The following is an 18,871-nucleotide window of genomic DNA, read 5'->3' on the forward strand; positions in this document are numbered from 1 at the left end:
CTGTTTTCATATGCTAGTTATGTTATACTTGATGTGTATGAATTTTAAAGTTAGGATGTTGTATATGACTCAGACCAAAATTATTTTTTTCGATATTGATGGCACGCTTATCGATATGAATAGAAAGAAAATTTCAGAAAAAATGTTAGAAACCTTAATTCGCTTGCAAGAAAAAGGAATTAAACTCTGTCTAGCAAGTGGTCGTGCACCGATTCAAATCCCACATTTTGAGGGTGTAGACTTTGATGCTTTTTTAACTTTTAATGGTTCATATTGTTATACTAAAGATTGCGATATCCACAGCAATCCATTGAGTAAAGAAGATGTACATACTGTTATCAAAAATAGTACTAAAGTCAATCGCGCCTTATCGATTGCGACTAAGGATTTTATCGTGGCTAATGATGCAGATGAAGAATTGGTGGCCTACTTTAATGTGGGTGGTTTTAAAGTGAATGTTGCCGATAATTTTGATGAATTGGTACGAGATCATGTCGTTTACCAAATAATGATGAGCGGGACTAAGGATGATTATCCAATTGTTTTAGACGGTGTTCATGATTCAAAGATTGCAGCTTGGTGGGACAAAGCTTTTGATTTAATTCCAAAAACTGGCGGCAAAGGTGTAGGTGTGGCGTCCATTTTGGATTTTTATGGCTTTAGCAAAGAAGAAGCGCTGGCCTTTGGTGATGGTGGCAACGATATTGAGATGTTACAGACAGTAGGGACGGGTGTAGCGATGGGGAATGCACTAGACCATGTCAAAGCCATTGCCGATGATGTTTGTGGTCATGTGGCAGAAGATGGTATTTATCATTATTGTTTAGAAAAAGGGTTAATCTAAATGGGAGGTTTCATATGAGTCAGCACGAGATAAAGTTAGTTGCAGTGGACGTAGATGGTACGTTTGTAAGGGCGGATTATAGCTTTGATCGTCCACGTTTTGAGAGAATTTTGTCCAGAATGAACGCTGTTGGGTGTCGTTTTGTTGTCGCAAGTGGGAATCAATACTATCAGTTACGCGATTTATTTCCAGAGCAACATCATGAATTTGCTTTTGTTGCTGAAAATGGAGCCTATATTGTTGACGAAGGGCACTTGGTTTTTGCTGTCGATATGCCTCGTGAAGTCGTGAAAAGAATTGCTGAACTCTGCTATAACTATCCTGAAGTTCAAGCGATTATTAGTGGGGTAGAATGTGCTTACTGTCAAAGAGCGAATGTTTCATCAGAATTTTTTGAGTTGGCTAAAGTTTACTATCATCGCTTAAAGCGGGTAGATGATTTATCACAGATTGACGATCAATTCTTGAAAGTTTCGCTTTTAGTCCCAGATGAAAAAACAAGTTACTTTTACAACTTGTTATGTCAACAATTGAATGGCATAGTGGACGTAACAACTAGTGGACATGGCTGGGTAGATTTGATTATGCCCGGTTGTCATAAAGCATCAGGGTTAGCGAAATTGGTCCAAAGATGGCGGATAACTCCTGAGCAATGTGTGTCATTTGGGGATGGTGGTAATGATATTGAAATGTTACAATATTGTGGACGAAGTTATGCTATGCAAAATGCGCCCGAAAATGTAAAAGAAGCGGCTAAATTTGTCTGTCCATCCAATGAAGAAGATGGCGTGCTTGAAGTTTTGGATGAGTTGTTTTAACCGTATAAAGAAAGGTTTAGTAGAAAAATGAGCGATTATGTTACTGTCAGTCAATTCTCTGAGAAATATGGTTTATCCAAGAGTGTCGTGCAGAAATATTGTAGAAATGGGCAAATTCTTGGTGCCAAAAAGATTGATAATCGATGGCAGATTCCAATAAATGCGAAACTACCATAAAATTCAAAAATAGCTTCATGAGGACAAAAGTAAAACCATGAGCAATCCTCTTACTCATGGTTTTACTTTTACAACTTAATTGGGAGGGGGATAAAGTGAGAATGATGTTTGCCAGTAGCGTAAGAATATTTCACTTTATCTTTTTTATTTCCGCTACATGAAATGGATGAAAAAGTAGGGAAATAATCATACTGACAACATTATTGTAATATAAAATGGTCACTTAGTCAATTTTCACAAACAAAAAATTGAAAAGGGTTGCTACTTGCATTCTTTCTAGTATCGTGTACAATAAAAGTTCGTGAAAGTATCTGAAATAGAAAGGTTGAGTGATATGAAGTTTAATCCAACGAGTCCATTTATTCAGCAGCTAATGCAAGCCATTATTCAGACTGAACAAGGCAACTTAGCTCAGGCAGAAGCAATTTTAGATAGAATGTATCGACAAACTGATGACGATTATGAAAAATTTTTATTGGCTTATCAATTTTCGAAAGTGACTACGGATATTTTTGAACGAGTGAAATGGTTGTCAGTTTCATTAGAGTCTGCCCAAAAAGTCGATGATGAAGATGTCAAAAGTGCTTATGTGACGTTATTCCGAGATTTAGCAGAAGCCTATAAAGCGTTAGGCAATCATGATTACGAGAAGAAATATTTGGAATTGGCTGAGGCTGAACCCACGACGCCTGCAGATCAAGGACCGTTTTATCATGGCACCAAAGCGGATTTGAAAGTAGGCGATTTACTTGTACCGGGTGGCTTATCTAATTATCAAGAAGATTTGGTGATGAATCATATCTATTTTACGGCTAATTTAAATGGGGCTGGTTTAGCGGCGACTTTAGCAAAAGGAACAGGGAAAGAGCGAGTTTATAAAATCGTGCCAACAGGAGAATTTGAAAATGATCCCAATGTCACAGACAAAAAATTCCCTGGCAATTTGACGCGTTCTTATCGTTCAGCCCAACCCTTAAAGATTGTCGCAGAAATTGAGGACTGGCAAGCTTTATCTCAGCAACAAAAACAAGAATGGCAAGCCAAAGTCCAAAAGAATGAAGGAGAGATTATTAATTAATGACTGAAAAAGCCAGACAGATTTTCTTCTTAAATGGTCTAGGTGGTACAAAAGAAGAGATACTCCCATTTTTTCAAGCCTTACATCTTTGTCAAATTGATGTGGAATATTTATCTTTACCTGGTCATGAAAGTGAAAAATTAGTCAATTTAATTACTCAAGATGAATTTATACATTATTATCGTCCTTTGATTGGTAATGCTTCTTGTATCTTGATTGGCTATTCGATTGGTGCTGAAATAGCAGTCTTTTTGGCTCAACATCTACCTAATATTGAAAAAATCATTTTAATTGACGGTGGTCTTGTTTGTGGAGAAGATTTTGGTATATCGATTGAAGAAGATATTGCGCAAACATTAGTAATAATTGAAGAAAATCAAATCACTTCATTAAACTCAGAAAGTATTGCATCACTACTTAGATTTACAGATAAAATACGTCTAGGAATCATGCAGGCTAATTTAAAAATACCAATTTTGATTGTCAATAGTTCACAAAAAGAGGTTCTTGCAATCAAACAACGAAGATTAGCGCAACTCAGTCAGCCAAATATCACACATTGTACGATTGAACAAAGTACTCATCAATTGTTGGCAGAATATCCTGAGAAAGTGGCCCAAGAAATCCAACATTTTCTTTAACAAAAAACGCCTAGTATGCTCAAAAGTGAGTGTAATAGGCGTTTTTATGCTTATTTTCTTTTTTTATGAATAGCTTCAGTCCCAGCTTTCAGTGCTGTCTCATAGTACAAACATTTGTAATTAATCGTATCCATAATTTGTTGTAACTCTGCCATTTGTGCTTCTACGGCTGCTTTGCGTTCGAGAAACATTTCGTAGCGTTCTTCTAGTGAGGCATCTCCTTCATTGACCCATTGACAAAATTGGCGAATATCCTTAATCGACATGCCTGTTTTCTTTAGACAATCGATAATCTTCAATGTCGCGATAGCTTCTTCCGTGAAGATTCGATAACCAGATTCTTTTCGTTCAATAAAAGGAATCAGCCCTTCTTTATCATAGTAGCGAATCGTGCTAGGTGGGACATTCATTAATTTCGCTGCATCTTTAATTGTATAAGTAGACATATAACAATACCCTTTCTAACTTTAAATTCAGCTTTAATGTTACTGGAATTTTATCTATTTAGCAAGCATTTAAGAATAGATACACTTAGTTATTGTTAGCGCTTATCGGATTTGGTAAAATAATAGTTGAAGGTGATAAGAATGCAAAGAGTTAGAAACAAACAGGATTGGCAGTTGTTAAAAAAAACGTCTTCCTGGTTGGCAAGAAGCTTTCATGGCGTCCAGCATTAAGGAATATACCAAGCTTTTGAGCGATGAGACTAAATTAGCTTCTGAGCGGTTTTGGCAATTAGATAAAATGATCAAGGAAGATAGAAAAAAACAGGTGTAATCGTCGAATTGTCGTCCTCAGACATGGATTTGATGCTATTAAATTTATTACGCGAAGGTGCGATTACAGAAAGTGATTTAGAAGGTTTTAGTGAGGAATTAATAGGGGCAGTGCGCTATTTTTATAAATATGATTAGGAGGAGTATCATGAATACAATGCAATATCAACCAAGCCGCCATATTATGGATTTTCATTTGGCGGGCTTTGCTTACTGCGATGGCTTAGATGTCATTGAAGAATTAAGATTAGGACAAGCTGTGCAATTAGTCCGTGAAGAAGGCAATCCACATGATCCAGATGCCGTAGCGGTACTTTACAAAAATACGAAAATTGGCTATGTGCCAGCGCAATATAACGGTTTATTCAGTACGTTATTGTATTATGGTCATGGGGATATTTTGGAAGCACGGATTCAAATGGTCAATTTAGAAACCCATCCCGAACGTCAATTCAGAGTGGTTGTGAAAGTAACGGATGCTAGAGGTGATGTAGGTGCGTAAAATAACTGACCTTTACCATGAATATTTGCCAAATGTACCTGGAATGGCTAATTGGTACTTTGATTATGATGTAAATCTATTTGACAATCAATCAAAAGCTGAGCCTTATGCAAAAAAATTAGTCTTATTCCATGCCAAGACAAAAGAAATTTTTACGGTGTATGAAGCGAGTGAGCAGCAAGTCATTTCGAATGTTGCGACGCCAGAATTTGATGGAGAAAAGCTGTATTTTTTAGTCTTGGATCAAGTAGTAAATCAAATTTTGTTAATGAGTTATACTTTGCTTACACAGGAAGTAAGAGAAGAGGCACGAATTTCAGCTGAGAGTGCGCCTTTTGCACGTCTACATCTCTATGTCTCACCAGTGATCTTGGCTAATGAAGATTCTCTAAATGAGCAATTAGAAATCTATTATCCGAAACGTTTCGCTTTGCCCTTGTTAGAAGATGAGAGTTTTGAATGTCAGGAAGGCGATTATTACTATTTCTCGAAGTGGTTAGCAGATGAATCCCTTCCACGTCGTCTAGCTTATGTAGTTAAAAATGCAAAAGGACAAGTAGTAGAAGAAGGAATTGGACGGATCATGCGCTTTGAAAATGGTGAGTTTATGATTGTTTAGTAGGGCTGGCAGTTATAGTTTCTAGCTATAACTATCAGCTGTTTTTTTCTATTACATTCTTAAATAAACTCGTGTTATGATAATCACATCAATTTGACGAGAGGTGTTTGAATGGAAAATCATCATTATCAAGAAGAAGGACAATTTCAACGCAAAATGACCAGCCGACATCTATTCATGCTTTCATTAGGTGGCGTTATTGGGACTGGTTTATTTTTGAGTTCAGGATATACCATCTCACAAGCAGGGCCATTTGGTGCGATACTATCTTATTTAGTTGGTGCGATTGTTGTCTATTTGGTCATGCTTTCCCTTGGCGAATTAGCGGTTGCGATGCCTGTCACGGGTTCCTTTCATACTTATGCTACAAAATTTATTAGTCCTGGTACCGGTTTTACAGTCGCCTGGCTTTATTGGATTTGTTGGACGGTGGCACTTGGAACGGAATTTTTAGGAGCAGGAATGTTGATGGGACGCTGGTTCCCACATATTCCCGCTTGGATTTTCGCCGCGATATTTGCGACGATTATCTTTGGTTTAAATGCTTTATCCGTGCGCTTATTTGCTGAAGCGGAATTTTATTTTTCAAGTATTAAAGTGATTACAATCATTATTTTCATAGTTTTAGGAACATTAGCCATTTTTGGTGTCTTACCATATGAAGGCAGTCATAAAGCACCATATTTTCATAATTTGACAGCTCAAGGTTTATTTCCAAATGGGATGGTTGCACTTGTTTCGGTGATGTTAAGTGTCAATTATGCATTTTCAGGAACGGAATTAATAGGGATTGCAGCTGGTGAGACAGAAAATCCCAAAGAAGCAGTCCCGCGTGCGATTCACACCACAATTGGTCGTTTGGTAATTTTCTTTGTATTAACGATTGTTGTTTTAGCAAGTTTACTACCAATGAAAGAAGCAGGTGTAACAGATGCGCCTTTTGTGTTAGTCTTTGATAAAATTGGCATTCCTTTTGCAGCGGATATCATGAATTTCGTAATCTTAACAGCGATATTATCCGCAGGGAATTCTGGATTATATGCTTCTAGCCGCATGTTATGGTCACTAGCCAATGAAGGAATGTTATCGAAAAAAATCGTGCGTATCAATGAACATGGTGTACCCATGCGTGCTTTATTACTATCAATGATTGGCGCCTTGTTAGCATTATTTGCGAGCGTTTATGCGGCGGATACGGTCTTTTTAGCTTTAGTGTCGATTGCTGGTTTTGCCGTAGTAGCTGTGTGGCTTTCCATTCCAATTGCGCAGATTCGATTCCGCAAAGAATTTTTAAAAACGCATGATCTCAGCGAATTGAGCTATCAAACACCATTTACCCCGGTTTTACCTTATATCACGGTTATTTTACTTGGTATTTCTATCATCGGTATTGCCTGGGATGCATCACAAAGAGCAGGATTGTATTTTGGCATTCCATTTATTATTTTGTGTTATGCTTACCACTATTGGAAGTTTAGAAAGTTTTAGAGGTGAATGAGATGGGACGATTAAAGGAATTATTAGCACAAAAGCAAATATTGGTTTTACACGGACCGCTTGGCACTGAGTTAGAAGCGATGGGTTATGATGTCTCAGGGAAACTCTGGTCGGCTAAATATCTGTTAGAAAAGCCAGAAGTGATTCAAGAATTACACGAAATTTACCTCAATAATGGCAGTAATATCTTAACTACTTCGACTTATCAAGCGACGATTCCTGGACTCGAAGCAGCAGGACTAAATCCAGAACAAGCGGCTGATATTATTTGCTTAACAGTTCAATTAGCGCATCAAGCTCGCGATAATTATTGGCAAAATTTGTCAGATGAACAAAAGACCCAAACCATTTATCCATTAATTTCAGGAGATGTGGGACCTTATGCCGCTTACTTAGCCGATGGTTCAGAGTATAACGGTCAATATGGAAAAGTGTCCTTACAAGAATTGAAGGATTTCCATCGTCCGCGCATCCAACTCTTTTTAGAACAAGAAGTGGATATGTTGGCTTTAGAAACCATTCCGAATAGGTTAGAAGTCCAAGCATTGACGGAACTATTAAGTGAAGAATTCCCGCAAGTTGAAGCGTACATGAGTTTCACAGCTCAAGAAACAGGTAAGATCACGGATGGCACCTCATTAAAAGACGTGATTACTTTGGTTGAGGATTGTACACAAATTTTAGCAGTTGGTTTTAACTGTACGCAACCACGATTATATGATGAATTATTACAGGAACTCCGCACTTTAACGACGAAGCCACTGGTTACTTATCCCAACTCTGGTGAAACCTATGATGGCGCGACTCAAACTTGGCATTACAGTCATGAAGGGGAAGGTTCTTTAGTTGAGCAATCATTAAATTGGATTCATTTAGGTGCGCAAATTGTTGGGGGATGTTGTCGTACAAGACCTGCAGAGATTGCCGCACTCGCTCAAGCTGTCCGCAAACAAAATGAGTAAGCTTGTCGGATTTTTTCAAAGTGATATAATAGATGTAATCTTATATAAGAAGGCGATACAATGAGTGAAAATTATATATTGGATTTTAATGGAGACTATGAGGATTATCCAAATTTTACTCATTTTAATTGTAGTCAAGTTTTAGGAAGCCGTTTGATTTGTTCGGATGAAGCGCAGGAAAAATTAAACCAATTGATTGCACATCATGGCATTTCTGGCGTACATTTCTTGGATTCTGGCGATTATCACTATATCACGAAATTGATGTGTGACCAGATACATGAGCCGTTTGATTTGGTCTTATTTGATCATCATACCGATATGAAAGATGCGGTTTTTGGCGAGATGCTCACTTGTGGCGATTGGGTCAGAAATTGTATTGAGGAAAATTCGCGGCTCCATCAAGTCATTGTTGCTGGTCCGAGTCAAAAAGCTTTTCAACAAGTAGACTTTCATAGCCAAAAGCTAAAAGCTATTACCGAAGAAGATTTTATGAGTCACAAAGCGATGGCTAAACTTGCTTATTATCAGTCAGATTTACCTATGTATTTGTCCGTGGATAAGGATATTTTAACAAAAAAGGATGCAGTGACGAACTGGAATCAAGGCCAGCTCGATTTATCTACCTTGCAGCAAAGTCTTCGTCAGGTTCTAAGTCATCAACGTTTAATTGGGGCCGATATTTGTGGAATGCCTGAAGAATGCCCCTCACTTGCCGAACAATTAAAAGCCGAACAAATTAATCATCAATCTGATGAAAAAATAGTCCAAACGATTCAGCCTTATCTAAAGGTTTCATAATTGACGCAAAAAGTTGTCTATAGGGCAGCTTTTTTGTTTTTCTATGGCTAGTAAAATGACGGACTTCATAGTATGATTAGATTACGAGGTGAGGTCATGTTTCAAATACATTATATGGGAAAGTATAAAGACGAATCGCAATTAATTAAAAATCAGCCATATCCTTATCAAGCCACGCAATTTAAGGAAAGTGACAATCTGAATAAAATCTTTCTGCAAGGTTTACTCATTGGACTTCCGTTATTTATTGTTATGTTTGCGGCAGGGATTTACCGGATTTCTTCCATAGATTACCAGTGGATTTTGAATTTTCATTGGCTGACGGCGGGGATTGTGTATTTTTTTCTGATGTATCCGTTGATGATCATTCACGAAGTCATTCACGCATTATGTTTTCCAATTCAGGCGAGAAAAGAAATTTGGAATTATCTGGAGCAAGGTGCGATGTTTGTTTATTGTGAGGAAAAGGTCAGTAAGTTACGCTTTATCTTGATGTCATTGGCGCCAGCACTTATTTTAGGCATCCTTCCATTTCTGATTTGGTATGTCGTCGCTCCATTTCTCAGCGTCGAAGTATCGGTATGTTGGGCGTTAATGAGCTTTACGATGACTGCTAGTGCCGTTGGTGATTTTGTCAATGTGTATCATTCCATCCGTCAAGTGCCTAAACAGGCGATAATTTTTAATTATGGCTTTCACAGTTTTTGGATTGAGGAGGAGTAACATGGATTATTCAATGGATGAATTAAAAGAAGCAAAACGTCAAATTGATTCGATCTTACATAAATTAGGAGAAGTAGTCAAAACCTTTGAACAAAAGGAAAATTCCAAACGCTATCAATCGCAAATCACATTGGCTAAACGCCGCATCCAAGCTTTTACTATTGCGAATGAATTAATTGAAAGAGAAATGGCAGGTGAACCGATTCATGAGTAGAGTTGAAAAATGTACATTAACGAATATGTGTATGATTCAAAAAGGCAATCAAGTCTTGGTGCAAAATCGTTTGAATCCAAATTGGCCAGGCATCGTGTTTCCTGGTGGTCATGTTGAGGAAGCGGAAAGTTTGGTCGATTCAGTTATCCGCGAAATCAAAGAAGAAACTGGATTGACCTTGCATAGTGTCACGCTTTGTGGTGTGAAGCAATTCTATATGGCCGATAAACAAACTAGGTATTTGGTCTTTTTATATCGTAGTGATGATTTTTCTGGGGAGCTCCAATCTTCAAATGAAGGCGAGGTTTACTGGCTAAATCGCGATGAATTAGAAAAGCAAACATTGGCACATGGTTTTGATACGATGATTCCAATCTTTGAAAATCCAAATCTATCCGAAAATTTCCATCAAAAAATTGATGGCAAATGGCAGGTAGAGAATAAATAACTTTTAATAAATTACGCTTGTAAGATAAAACATAAGGGAAAGCATCTCTGCACTTTGCTTTCCCTTATTATTATTTTTGATTGATAAAAGTAAGAAAAGAGTTCATCTTATCTTGCTTTATTTTAGTGGTATCGATGCTTGCTGCATTTTGATACCAATCTGCGTTAATTATCTCGTGAATTTGTTGTTGGATTTCTTCAGGTTCACTCGTCAAGTCTTTATTTTCAAGCGTATATGCCATTTCGCTTCTTGCCAAAGATTCTTGCTGACTTGCCAAACAACATCTGACAAATCGCAGTAAGGGTTTAAATCCAAGCGGACGGAAGATATCCATACTTTTCATCACTCCATAACAAAGCTCACCAAGCACTAAATCATATTTCTCAACATTTTCAAGACAACGTAATAATCGACGACTAGAGGCATAGGCGTTCAAATTTCCTCGTTTTTCTATCACGGGCCGCAACTCTTCTTTGGTTTGCACGATGACCTCCCAATTCAATTGTTCAAAGTCTTCTTTTGAAAAGTAATCCGGAATCATTCGAATAAGATTATATCGTACATTTGTAAGTTGAGCCGCGTATTGGGTGATAGGATTGATATCATAAAATGACTGCACTCGTTCAGTTAATGAGATACATTCTTCGCCAATTCTTTTTAATGTTTGGATATCCTCAAGTTCGGTCAAACGATAATACTCATGATTTATATAGCCAATGTATTTTTTTAGCCAATGATGGGCAAGAGGTAGCTTTTGAGTTCCGTTTCGTTTGATATCACTTTCTGTCAACCAGTCTAAACCTAGTGTGTACATCCACTTTCCTGACTCATCAATCGTTGTGCGCAAAAGTAAATTTTTCAATAAACGCCGAATCGCTGCAAATTTTCTGACTTCTTCTACATCTTTCACTTGTAAAAAAGCATCGTTATTCATCCACTTTGAAAAAGGTTTAAATAATTGCTTCAAAAATTCACGCTTATCCTCTGCATCAACCAGTAGCAGCAAGTGACAAATTTTATTGATGGCATCCTTTAGTTCTGGATGATTAAAATCTTCTCGTTTTAAAGCAGCATAATAGGGTAAACTGGTCATGATTTGGAGTACAACTTCAGGATGATTGAGAAAATTTTGTAGATGGCGAGTTTTATAATCAAGTTGGACACTTTTGACAAAAAATAATCATAGTGAAAAAATCGTGTATCATTAATTTGACAAAAAATAATATAAGGAGATTTTTTCACTATGACTGAAGTTAATTTTAACACAAAAACAGCGCGTCAAAAAGGCAAACATTTATCAAAAGAAGAGCGTGAAACGATTAACGCTTTACTGAATCAAGGTTATTCTTACAGAAAAATCGCTAATTATATCGGCGTTTCTCCTCAAACAGTTGTAAATGAAGTGAACCGTGGAACCGTTCGTCAAAAAAAGAAAATGAACGGGAAAACCAGCTACTTTGAGGTCTATGATCCCACATACGCTCATGAACGTTATAAACAAAAGCGTCTACTTTGTCATCGTCCCATTAAATTCCAAACAGTGCGCTCATTTCTCACTGAATTCATTGAAGCTTTTAAAAGATTTAAGTTTTCCCCTGATGCCTTCGTTGGTGAAGCTAAGCGTAATCAATCCTTCTTCAAGGATGAAAGGGTGTGTACTACTACGCTCTACAAGTATATTGACCAAAACTTACTTGAAGTGAAGAATATCGATCTAGTTAGAAAAACTTCTATCAAGAAACGTAAAAAAGCTTCAAAAGCTCCTAATAAGCGTCTCTATGGCGAAAGTATCGAAAATCGCCCAGATACTGTAGAATCGCGTGAAGAATTTGGGCATTTTGAGATTGATACCGTCATCGGTAAGAAAGCAGGTAGTGAAAGTGTCTTACTTACCCTTACGGAGCGTAAAACACGCTATGAAATCATTAAAGTGATTGATGGAAAGGACACGGATTCTGTCACTTATTCAATCAATCAGATAATCAACGAATACGGTGAGAACATCTTTCAATCTATCACCGCTGACAACGGTTCTGAATTTGCTAATTTAGCCACTGTCTTAAATGGAAGAATGAAAGTTTACTACACACATCCTTACGCTTCCTCCGAACGTGGCACAAACGAAAACCACAACGGTATCATTAGGAGATTCCTAGCTAAAGGTGAAAGTATCGATCCAGCAAGAATGTCTCCTAATAAGTAGTAGCTGCTGCTAATCAATAACTAGTTTAAAATTGATATAAAAGTTAATATAACATGAATTTTGGGCTATGAAAAAAAGTGTCCAACTTGTTCTTGACATTTAGGAAATAAATTTGTAAAATCGTTTTTATAAAACGTAATAGTTACGATTTATAAAAACTAATTAGAGAGGAGATAGGGACATGTTTCTATTCAATAAAACAATGGTTTCCTTTTGTAGTATTAAGAATTTAAATAGCTAGAATATTAACATAAAAACTATTTTTTGAGCTTAATAAATAGAATTTAAGGAGAATGATATTATGAAATCAAAGATAATTCTTGGCGGTTTGCTACTATCTACGACAGCTTTCGTTTCACTACAATCCCCACAAATTACTAGTGCAGAAAGTTTAACAAATTCAGCAGAAATTATAGTACCGCTTAATTTAAAGGTAAAAGCACATTATACAAATGGATTACCACTTGAAGCGGGAAAAGAAGTACGGTTAAGAAACTTAACAGATGGATCAACGGAAGTACTTAAGAAACAGGTAGACGCTAATGGAGAGGTAACATTTACCGAACAAGATGGCATCAAAAAAGAAGTAAATTATGGCATCGAAACAGATGGAGTAAGAAATGGCTATACAGTAAGATACGATCTTGGTGGAGAAAAAGAGAAGGACATAACAGTGAATTTGCCAGGAGCCGAGTTACCACTTAGTTTAAAGGTAAAAGCACATTATACAAATGGATTACCACTTGAAGCGGGAAAAGAAGTACGGTTAAGAAACTTAACAGATGGATCAACGGAAGTACTTAAGAAACAGGTAGACGCTAATGGAGAGGTAACATTTACCGAACAAGATGGCATCAAAAAAGAAGTAAATTATGGCATCGAAACAGATGGAGTAAGAAATGGCTATACAGTAAGATACGATCTTGGTGGAGAAAAAGAGAAGGACATAACAGTGAATTTGCCAGGAGCCGAGTTACCACTTAGTTTAAAGGTAAAAGCACATTATACAAATGGATTACCACTTGAAGCGGGAAAAGAAGTACGGTTAAGAAACTTAACAGATGGATCAACGGAAGTACTTAAGAAACAGGTAGACGCTAATGGAGAGGTAACATTTACCGAACAAGATGGCATCAAAAAAGAAGTAAATTATGGCATCGAAACAGATGGAGTAAGAAATGGCTATACAGTAAGATACGATCTTGGTGGAGAAAAAGAGAAGGACATAACAGTGAATTTGCCAGGAGCCGAGTTACCACTTAGTTTAAAGGTAAAAGCACATTATACAAATGGATTACCACTTGAAGCGGGAAAAGAAGTACGGTTAAGAAACTTAACAGATGGATCAACGGAAGTACTTAAGAAACAGGTAGACGCTAATGGAGAGGTAACATTTACCGAACAAGATGGCATCAAAAAAGAAGTAAATTATGGCATCGAAACAGATGGAGTAAGAAATGGCTATACAGTAAGATACGATCTTGGTGGAGAAAAAGAGAAGGACATAACAGTGAATTTGCCAGGAGCCGAGTTACCACTTAGTTTAAAGGTAAAAGCACATTATACAAATGGATTACCACTTGAAGCGGGAAAAGAAGTACGGTTAAGAAACTTAACAGATGGATCAACGGAAGTACTTAAGAAACAGGTAGACGCTAATGGAGAGGTAACATTTACCGAACAAGATGGCATCAAAAAAGAAGTAAATTATGGCATCGAAACAGATGGAGTAAGAAATGGCTATACAGTAAGATACGATCTTGGTGGAGAAAAAGAGAAGGACATAACAGTGAATTTGCCAGGAGCCGAGTTACCACTTAGTTTAAAGGTAAAAGCACATTATACAAATGGATTACCACTTGAAGCGGGAAAAGAAGTACGGTTAAGAAACTTAACAGATGGATCAACGGAAGTACTTAAGAAACAGGTAGACGCTAATGGAGAGGTAACATTTACCGAACAAGATGGCATCAAAAAAGAAGTAAATTATGGCATCGAAACAGATGGAGTAAGAAATGGCTATACAGTAAGATACGATCTTGGTGGAGAAAAAGAGAAGGACATAACAGTGAATTTGCCAGGAGCCGAGTTACCACTTAGTTTAAAGGTAAAAGCACATTATACAAATGGATTACCACTTGAAGCGGGAAAAGAAGTACGGTTAAGAAACTTAACAGATGGATCAACGGAAGTACTTAAGAAACAGGTAGACGCTAATGGAGAGGTAACATTTACCGAACAAGATGGCATCAAAAAAGAAGTAAATTATGGCATCGAAACAGATGGAGTAAGAAATGGCTATACAGTAAGATACGATCTTGGTGGAGAAAAAGAGAAGGACATAACAGTGAATTTGCCAGGAGCCGAGTTACCACTTAGTTTAAAGGTAAAAGCACATTATACAAATGGATTACCACTTGAAGCGGGAAAAGAAGTACGGTTAAGAAACTTAACAGATGGATCAACGGAAGTACTTAAGAAACAGGTAGACGCTAATGGAGAGGTAACATTTACCGAACAAGATGGCATCAAAAAAGAAGTAAATTATGGCATCGAAACAGATGGAGTAAGAAATGGCTATACAGTAAGATACGATCTTGGTGGAGAAAAAGAGAAGGACATAACAGTGAATTTGCCAGGAGCCGAGTTACCACTTAGTTTAAAGGTAAAAGCACATTATACAAATGGATTACCACTTGAAGCGGGAAAAGAAGTACGGTTAAGAAACTTAACAGATGGATCAACGGAAGTACTTAAGAAACAGGTAGACGCTAATGGAGAGGTAACATTTACCGAACAAGATGGCATCAAAAAAGAAGTAAATTATGGCATCGAAACAGATGGAGTAAGAAATGGCTATACAGTAAGATACGATCTTGGTGGAGAAAAAGAGAAGGACATAACAGTGAATTTGCCAGGAGCCGAGTTACCACTTAGTTTAAAGGTAAAAGCACATTATACAAATGGATTACCACTTGAAGCGGGAAAAGAAGTACGGTTAAGAAACTTAACAGATGGATCAACGGAAGTACTTAAGAAACAGGTAGACGCTAATGGAGAGGTAACATTTACCGAACAAGATGGCATCAAAAAAGAAGTAAATTATGGCATCGAAACAGATGGAGTAAGAAATGGCTATACAGTAAGATACGATCTTGGTGGAGAAAAAGAGAAGGACATAACAGTGAATTTGCCAGGAGCCGAGTTACCACTTAGTTTAAAGGTAAAAGCACATTATACAAATGGATTACCACTTGAAGCGGGAAAAGAAGTACGGTTAAGAAACTTAACAGATGGATCAACGGAAGTACTTAAGAAACAGGTAGACGCTAATGGAGAGGTAACATTTACCGAACAAGATGGCATCAAAAAAGAAGTAAATTATGGCATCGAAACAGATGGAGTAAGAAATGGCTATACAGTAAGATACGATCTTGGTGGAGAAAAAGAGAAAGACATAGCAGTCAAATTACCCGGAGTAACGAAAAATACAAATTCTAAACAAAGTTCGGATAGTAAAGCTAGCTTTAATCATCCTTCTACTTTTTTTAACAACAACAAAAGATCATCTAATCTAAATTATAATAGCAATAAAAAAAGGGAACTAATGAATCAAGAAAAAAATAAAGAAGGCAATCGAAATAAAAATACTATGGAATTACCGAAAACTGGAGAAAAATATAATGGTCTTCCTGTGTATGTAGGGTTACTCACGGCGATTGCAAGTATTATAGGGCTGAAAAAAAATAAATTTTAATGTGGGAAGTATTATTATTTCTCTAATTCTATTTGAGCAATTTAAAATATGAAAATCAATAAAGAGAAAGTTTTAAGTTGTTAAGTAAATTAAATTTCGATTGGAAGCATAGTTGAATAAGCCTAACATGTTACGAAAGATAAATAACCTACTTTTCATTTCTAGAAGAGAATGTCTTGATGCTTATAAACAGATTTAGCTCCCTATCCACTTCAAGTCTAATTCTTTTGTATGCAAATAAAGTACTTTTAGGAGAGTGTTCTCATTAGAGAACACTCTTTTTTTGTGCGCCTGTCATGGGTGTTAGACTTGGTGGTGAAAGTCCACTACAGGCTTGGCAGTAGGAACTGTTAGCTGACAGCAAGAGTGTCCTCGGCGACGGGGAATCTGAAGGAAGCTCGAGGCAAATACTTGCACCGACGAACAGAAATTTCATACAAGGCCATGTAGAATGGATGAGCTTGCAAAACAAAGCAAAGTCCAATACTGCCCGGGTTCTGCATGGTAAATGAAGCGGTGACATGAGTAGAAGGTCTGCACTCTTACCCAGGGAGGTCTCACTAGCGGTAACACCGTAGTAACAACAAATAGTGAGAAGTCAGCAGAGGTCATAGTAGAGGGAACTCGAAGGACCGAACAATAATCAACTTACAACTGAAAGGAGGTTAGGAGATACGATGACAACAGAAAATAGCAAACAAGCTAGCAAATCTCAGAAGAATAAGGCGGAACCTAAAAGATATGAGAATGCGTTGAGCATGCTCCTAGGCAATGCGAAGAAAGTAAGTGGTGGACACCCATTTATGGAAGAAATCACAACGCTAGATAATTTATTACTAGCATGTGAAAGGGTCAAAAAGAACAAAGGTCAACCAGGAATTGATGGGATGACAGTGGAAGAAATTGAGGGACATATCCGACAATATCATCCACACATCCAAAGAAAGTTGATGGATGGAACATATAAGCCTCAGCCAGTAAGAAGGGTACATATCCCAAAACACAATGGGGGTACAAGAAGTTTAGGGATTCCTGTTGTGAGGGATAGGGTTATCCAACAAGCAATTAGACAGGTAATAGAACCATTCATAAACCCAACATTCTCAAGGTCAAGCCATGGATTTAGACCAGGAAAAAGCCCAAAAACAGCTATGAAGCAAGTCACTAAGTACTATGAAGAAGGATATACTTATGTTGTAGATTGTGATTTAAAGCAATACTTTGACACAATTAATCATGATAAACTGATGTACCTACTAGGAAAACATATTACAGATAAAAGGGTACTTACTATCATCAGGAAATTCCTTACATGTGGCGCTATAGATATGAAAAATGGGTTTGAAATGACACGAAAAGGAGCGCCACAAGGTGGCGTTATCTCACCTCTATTGAGTAACATTTATCTACATCAACTTGATGAAGAATTAGAACGAAGAGGGCATAAATTCGTGCGGTATGCGGACGATTTTGTCGTCTGTGTTAAATCACAAAGAGCTGGAGAGAGAGTAATGGAAAGCATTACGAAATTTCTAGAGAAAGAACTAAAACTCACGGTCAATAGAGACAAGAGTAAAGTTGGAAGCCCAACACGTTTAAAATTCTTAGGCTGTCTGATGAGAAGAGTAAACAAGACCTGTCGTTTTACAGCTACCAAAGAAAAGCAAAAGTCATTTCTAGATTCGTTGAGATATACGACAAGAAGAAATAGACCTGGAACAATGAAAGAAATCATTAAAGAACTTAATCTGAGGATTAGGGGATGGATAAACTACTTTGGTATAGGTCACATAAAAGGCTTTATAAAGAGAACTGAGGCATGGTTGAGACGAAGACTCAGACAGCTAGTACTCAAGAGATGGAAGAAGTGTTCAACGAAAATCAACTGGCTGATAAAATATGGACTAAGCGAGGACGAAGCAAAATGTATCGCGTATTCACGCAAGAAATACTGGAGACTGTCTAAGACAAAAGAAGTTCATAAAGCCATGAGTAACGAAAGAATACATAAATGGGGGCTAGTCTCCATGACAGAACTAGCCCAAAAAGTCTACTTAAGTTATTGAACCGCCGTATACGGAACCGTACGTACGGTGGTGTGAGAGGTCGGTTAGTCAATTAATGACTAACCTCCTACTCGATTGTTTTGAAAACTACTTACTATAAGGGTACTTTCAAAGTAAGCGTCCAATAACAAGGTGTATAGCATCCCTCCAGTCCTCCAGTTATACTGTATTCAAACAGAAGATTGGAGAGGATTTTTTATGACGAAACAACCAATTGTCCCTTTAGAGATGTCCAAAAATGAAAGGAATCACTTCAAGCAACGAAGCAAAAATGAGCTCTTGCTTCGTTGTAAAGTGGGGTCACTTGAACTCAGCTTTTTCTCATCACTTGATGCATCTCAACTAAATGAAATTTTAGAAAAGGTGTTCTCTTATGGGGATAAACTTGAGTGAGCTGGGTCCTGTCTACATTGTTTGTGGAAAAACGGATTTACGAAAAGGAATCGATTCACTGGCTTACCTTATTCAATCACAATTTGATTTAGACCCTTTTTCAAAATCCGTCTTTCTTTTTTGTGGTGGAAAAAGTGATCGATTTAAAGCCCTCTACTGGGATGGTGAAGGTTTCTGGTTGCTTTATAAACGTTTTGAAAATGGACGGTTAACTTGGCCAAGAAGTACTACGGAGGTTCAGGCTTTAACGCCTGAACAAGTCGAATGGTTAATGAAAGGATTTTCTATTACACCGAAAATTTTAGAGAGTCAAAGTCGACATTTCTATTGAAATATCGGCTTTTTTTCGCGT

At 37.3% G+C, this 18,871-nt stretch carries 19 protein-coding genes and 1 pseudogene; 18 read left to right on the forward strand and 2 right to left on the reverse strand.

What is annotated here, in order from left to right:
* Positions 1–64: 64 nt before the first annotated feature.
* The 5 genes from I567_RS09600 to I567_RS09615 all read left to right on the forward strand — a co-directional run bounded on the left by I567_RS09600 (position 65) and on the right by I567_RS09615 (position 3,558).
* On the forward strand, positions 65–844 hold the full coding sequence (locus I567_RS09600; protein ID WP_016252031.1) for an HAD family hydrolase: 780 nt from the start codon (positions 65–67) through the stop codon (positions 842–844).
* A gap of 14 nt (positions 845–858) precedes the next feature.
* The gene (locus I567_RS09605) at positions 859–1,662 is read left to right on the forward strand and encodes a Cof-type HAD-IIB family hydrolase (protein ID WP_016252032.1); all 804 of its coding nucleotides are present in this window, start codon (positions 859–861) and stop codon (positions 1,660–1,662) included.
* Positions 1,663–1,689: 27 nt separating this feature from the next.
* Positions 1,690–1,839 carry a helix-turn-helix domain-containing protein gene (locus I567_RS12675; protein WP_016252033.1) on the forward strand — a complete coding sequence of 50 codons (150 nt, stop codon included), beginning with the start codon at positions 1,690–1,692 and terminating at the stop codon, positions 1,837–1,839.
* A gap of 658 nt (positions 1,840–2,497) precedes the next feature.
* Entirely contained in the window at positions 2,498–2,917 is a 420-nt protein-coding gene (gene arr / locus I567_RS12960) for an NAD(+)--rifampin ADP-ribosyltransferase (protein WP_373994579.1), read from the forward strand.
* The gene (locus I567_RS09615) at positions 2,917–3,558 is read left to right on the forward strand and encodes an alpha/beta fold hydrolase (RefSeq protein WP_016252035.1); all 642 of its coding nucleotides are present in this window, start codon (positions 2,917–2,919) and stop codon (positions 3,556–3,558) included. Before arr ends, I567_RS09615 begins: the two co-directional genes overlap by 1 nt.
* A gap of 50 nt (positions 3,559–3,608) precedes the next feature.
* On the opposite strand, the gene I567_RS09620 is transcribed toward I567_RS09615, so the two are convergent.
* Positions 3,609–4,004 (reverse strand): MerR family transcriptional regulator, encoded by a 396-nt coding sequence (locus I567_RS09620; RefSeq protein ID WP_016252036.1) that lies wholly within the window; start codon positions 4,002–4,004, stop codon positions 3,609–3,611.
* 478 nt (positions 4,005–4,482) lie between these two features.
* Here I567_RS09620 and I567_RS09630 point away from each other — a divergent pair, with 478 nt between their 5' ends.
* From I567_RS09630 to I567_RS09665, 8 genes are all read left to right on the forward strand, one after another.
* Positions 4,483–4,836, forward strand: a complete 354-nt coding sequence (locus I567_RS09630; protein WP_016252037.1) for an HIRAN domain-containing protein — start codon at positions 4,483–4,485, stop codon at positions 4,834–4,836.
* Positions 4,829–5,455 (forward strand): hypothetical protein, encoded by a 627-nt coding sequence (locus tag I567_RS09635; protein WP_016252038.1) that lies wholly within the window; start codon positions 4,829–4,831, stop codon positions 5,453–5,455. The genes I567_RS09630 and I567_RS09635 overlap by 8 nt, the downstream gene beginning before the upstream one ends.
* A 111-nt stretch (positions 5,456–5,566) precedes the next feature.
* A complete protein-coding gene (locus I567_RS09640; RefSeq protein WP_016252039.1) occupies positions 5,567–6,943 on the forward strand; it encodes an amino acid permease in 1,377 nt (458 codons plus the stop codon).
* Positions 6,944–6,954: 11 nt separating this feature from the next.
* Positions 6,955–7,914: a homocysteine S-methyltransferase gene (gene mmuM, locus I567_RS09645; protein WP_016252040.1), complete on the forward strand. Its 960-nt coding sequence runs from the start codon at positions 6,955–6,957 to the stop codon at positions 7,912–7,914.
* A 60-nt stretch (positions 7,915–7,974) separates the two neighbouring features.
* Complete coding sequence (locus I567_RS09650; RefSeq protein ID WP_016252041.1) at positions 7,975–8,715, forward strand: arginase family protein; 741 nt, start codon at positions 7,975–7,977, stop codon at positions 8,713–8,715.
* Positions 8,716–8,811: 96 nt separating this feature from the next.
* Entirely contained in the window at positions 8,812–9,438 is a 627-nt protein-coding gene (locus I567_RS09655; protein WP_016252042.1) for a DUF3267 domain-containing protein, read from the forward strand.
* Between the two features lies 1 nt (position 9,439).
* Positions 9,440–9,652 carry a hypothetical protein gene (locus tag I567_RS09660; protein ID WP_016252043.1) on the forward strand — a complete coding sequence of 71 codons (213 nt, stop codon included), beginning with the start codon at positions 9,440–9,442 and terminating at the stop codon, positions 9,650–9,652.
* Complete coding sequence (locus tag I567_RS09665) at positions 9,645–10,100, forward strand: 8-oxo-dGTP diphosphatase (protein ID WP_016252044.1); 456 nt, start codon at positions 9,645–9,647, stop codon at positions 10,098–10,100. The genes I567_RS09660 and I567_RS09665 overlap by 8 nt, the downstream gene beginning before the upstream one ends.
* Before the next feature lie 70 nt (positions 10,101–10,170).
* Here I567_RS09665 and I567_RS09670 read toward each other — a convergent pair whose 3' ends face one another.
* On the reverse strand, positions 10,171–11,193 hold the full coding sequence (locus I567_RS09670) for a hypothetical protein (RefSeq protein WP_016252045.1): 1,023 nt from the start codon (positions 11,191–11,193) through the stop codon (positions 10,171–10,173).
* 150 nt (positions 11,194–11,343) lie between these two features.
* On the opposite strand from I567_RS09670, the pseudogene I567_RS09675 reads away from it, so the two are divergent.
* From I567_RS09675 to tnpB, 5 genes and pseudogenes are all read left to right on the forward strand, one after another.
* Positions 11,344–12,316 (forward strand): annotated as a pseudogene (locus I567_RS09675) (IS30 family transposase).
* 288 nt (positions 12,317–12,604) lie between these two features.
* Entirely contained in the window at positions 12,605–16,060 is a 3,456-nt protein-coding gene (locus I567_RS12965) for an LPXTG cell wall anchor domain-containing protein (RefSeq protein WP_016252047.1), read from the forward strand.
* A gap of 677 nt (positions 16,061–16,737) precedes the next feature.
* Complete coding sequence (gene ltrA, locus I567_RS09690) at positions 16,738–18,126, forward strand: group II intron reverse transcriptase/maturase (protein WP_016252048.1); 1,389 nt, start codon at positions 16,738–16,740, stop codon at positions 18,124–18,126.
* A gap of 198 nt (positions 18,127–18,324) precedes the next feature.
* Entirely contained in the window at positions 18,325–18,519 is a 195-nt protein-coding gene (locus I567_RS09695; protein WP_016252049.1) for a hypothetical protein, read from the forward strand.
* A complete protein-coding gene (tnpB, locus tag I567_RS09700) occupies positions 18,512–18,850 on the forward strand; it encodes an IS66 family insertion sequence element accessory protein TnpB (protein WP_231940229.1) in 339 nt (112 codons plus the stop codon). The genes I567_RS09695 and tnpB overlap by 8 nt, the downstream gene beginning before the upstream one ends.
* Positions 18,851–18,871: the final 21 nt, after the last annotated feature.

It is taken from the genome of Enterococcus cecorum DSM 20682 = ATCC 43198 (assembly GCF_000407565.1).
Classification (GTDB): domain Bacteria; phylum Bacillota; class Bacilli; order Lactobacillales; family Enterococcaceae; genus Enterococcus_E; species Enterococcus_E cecorum.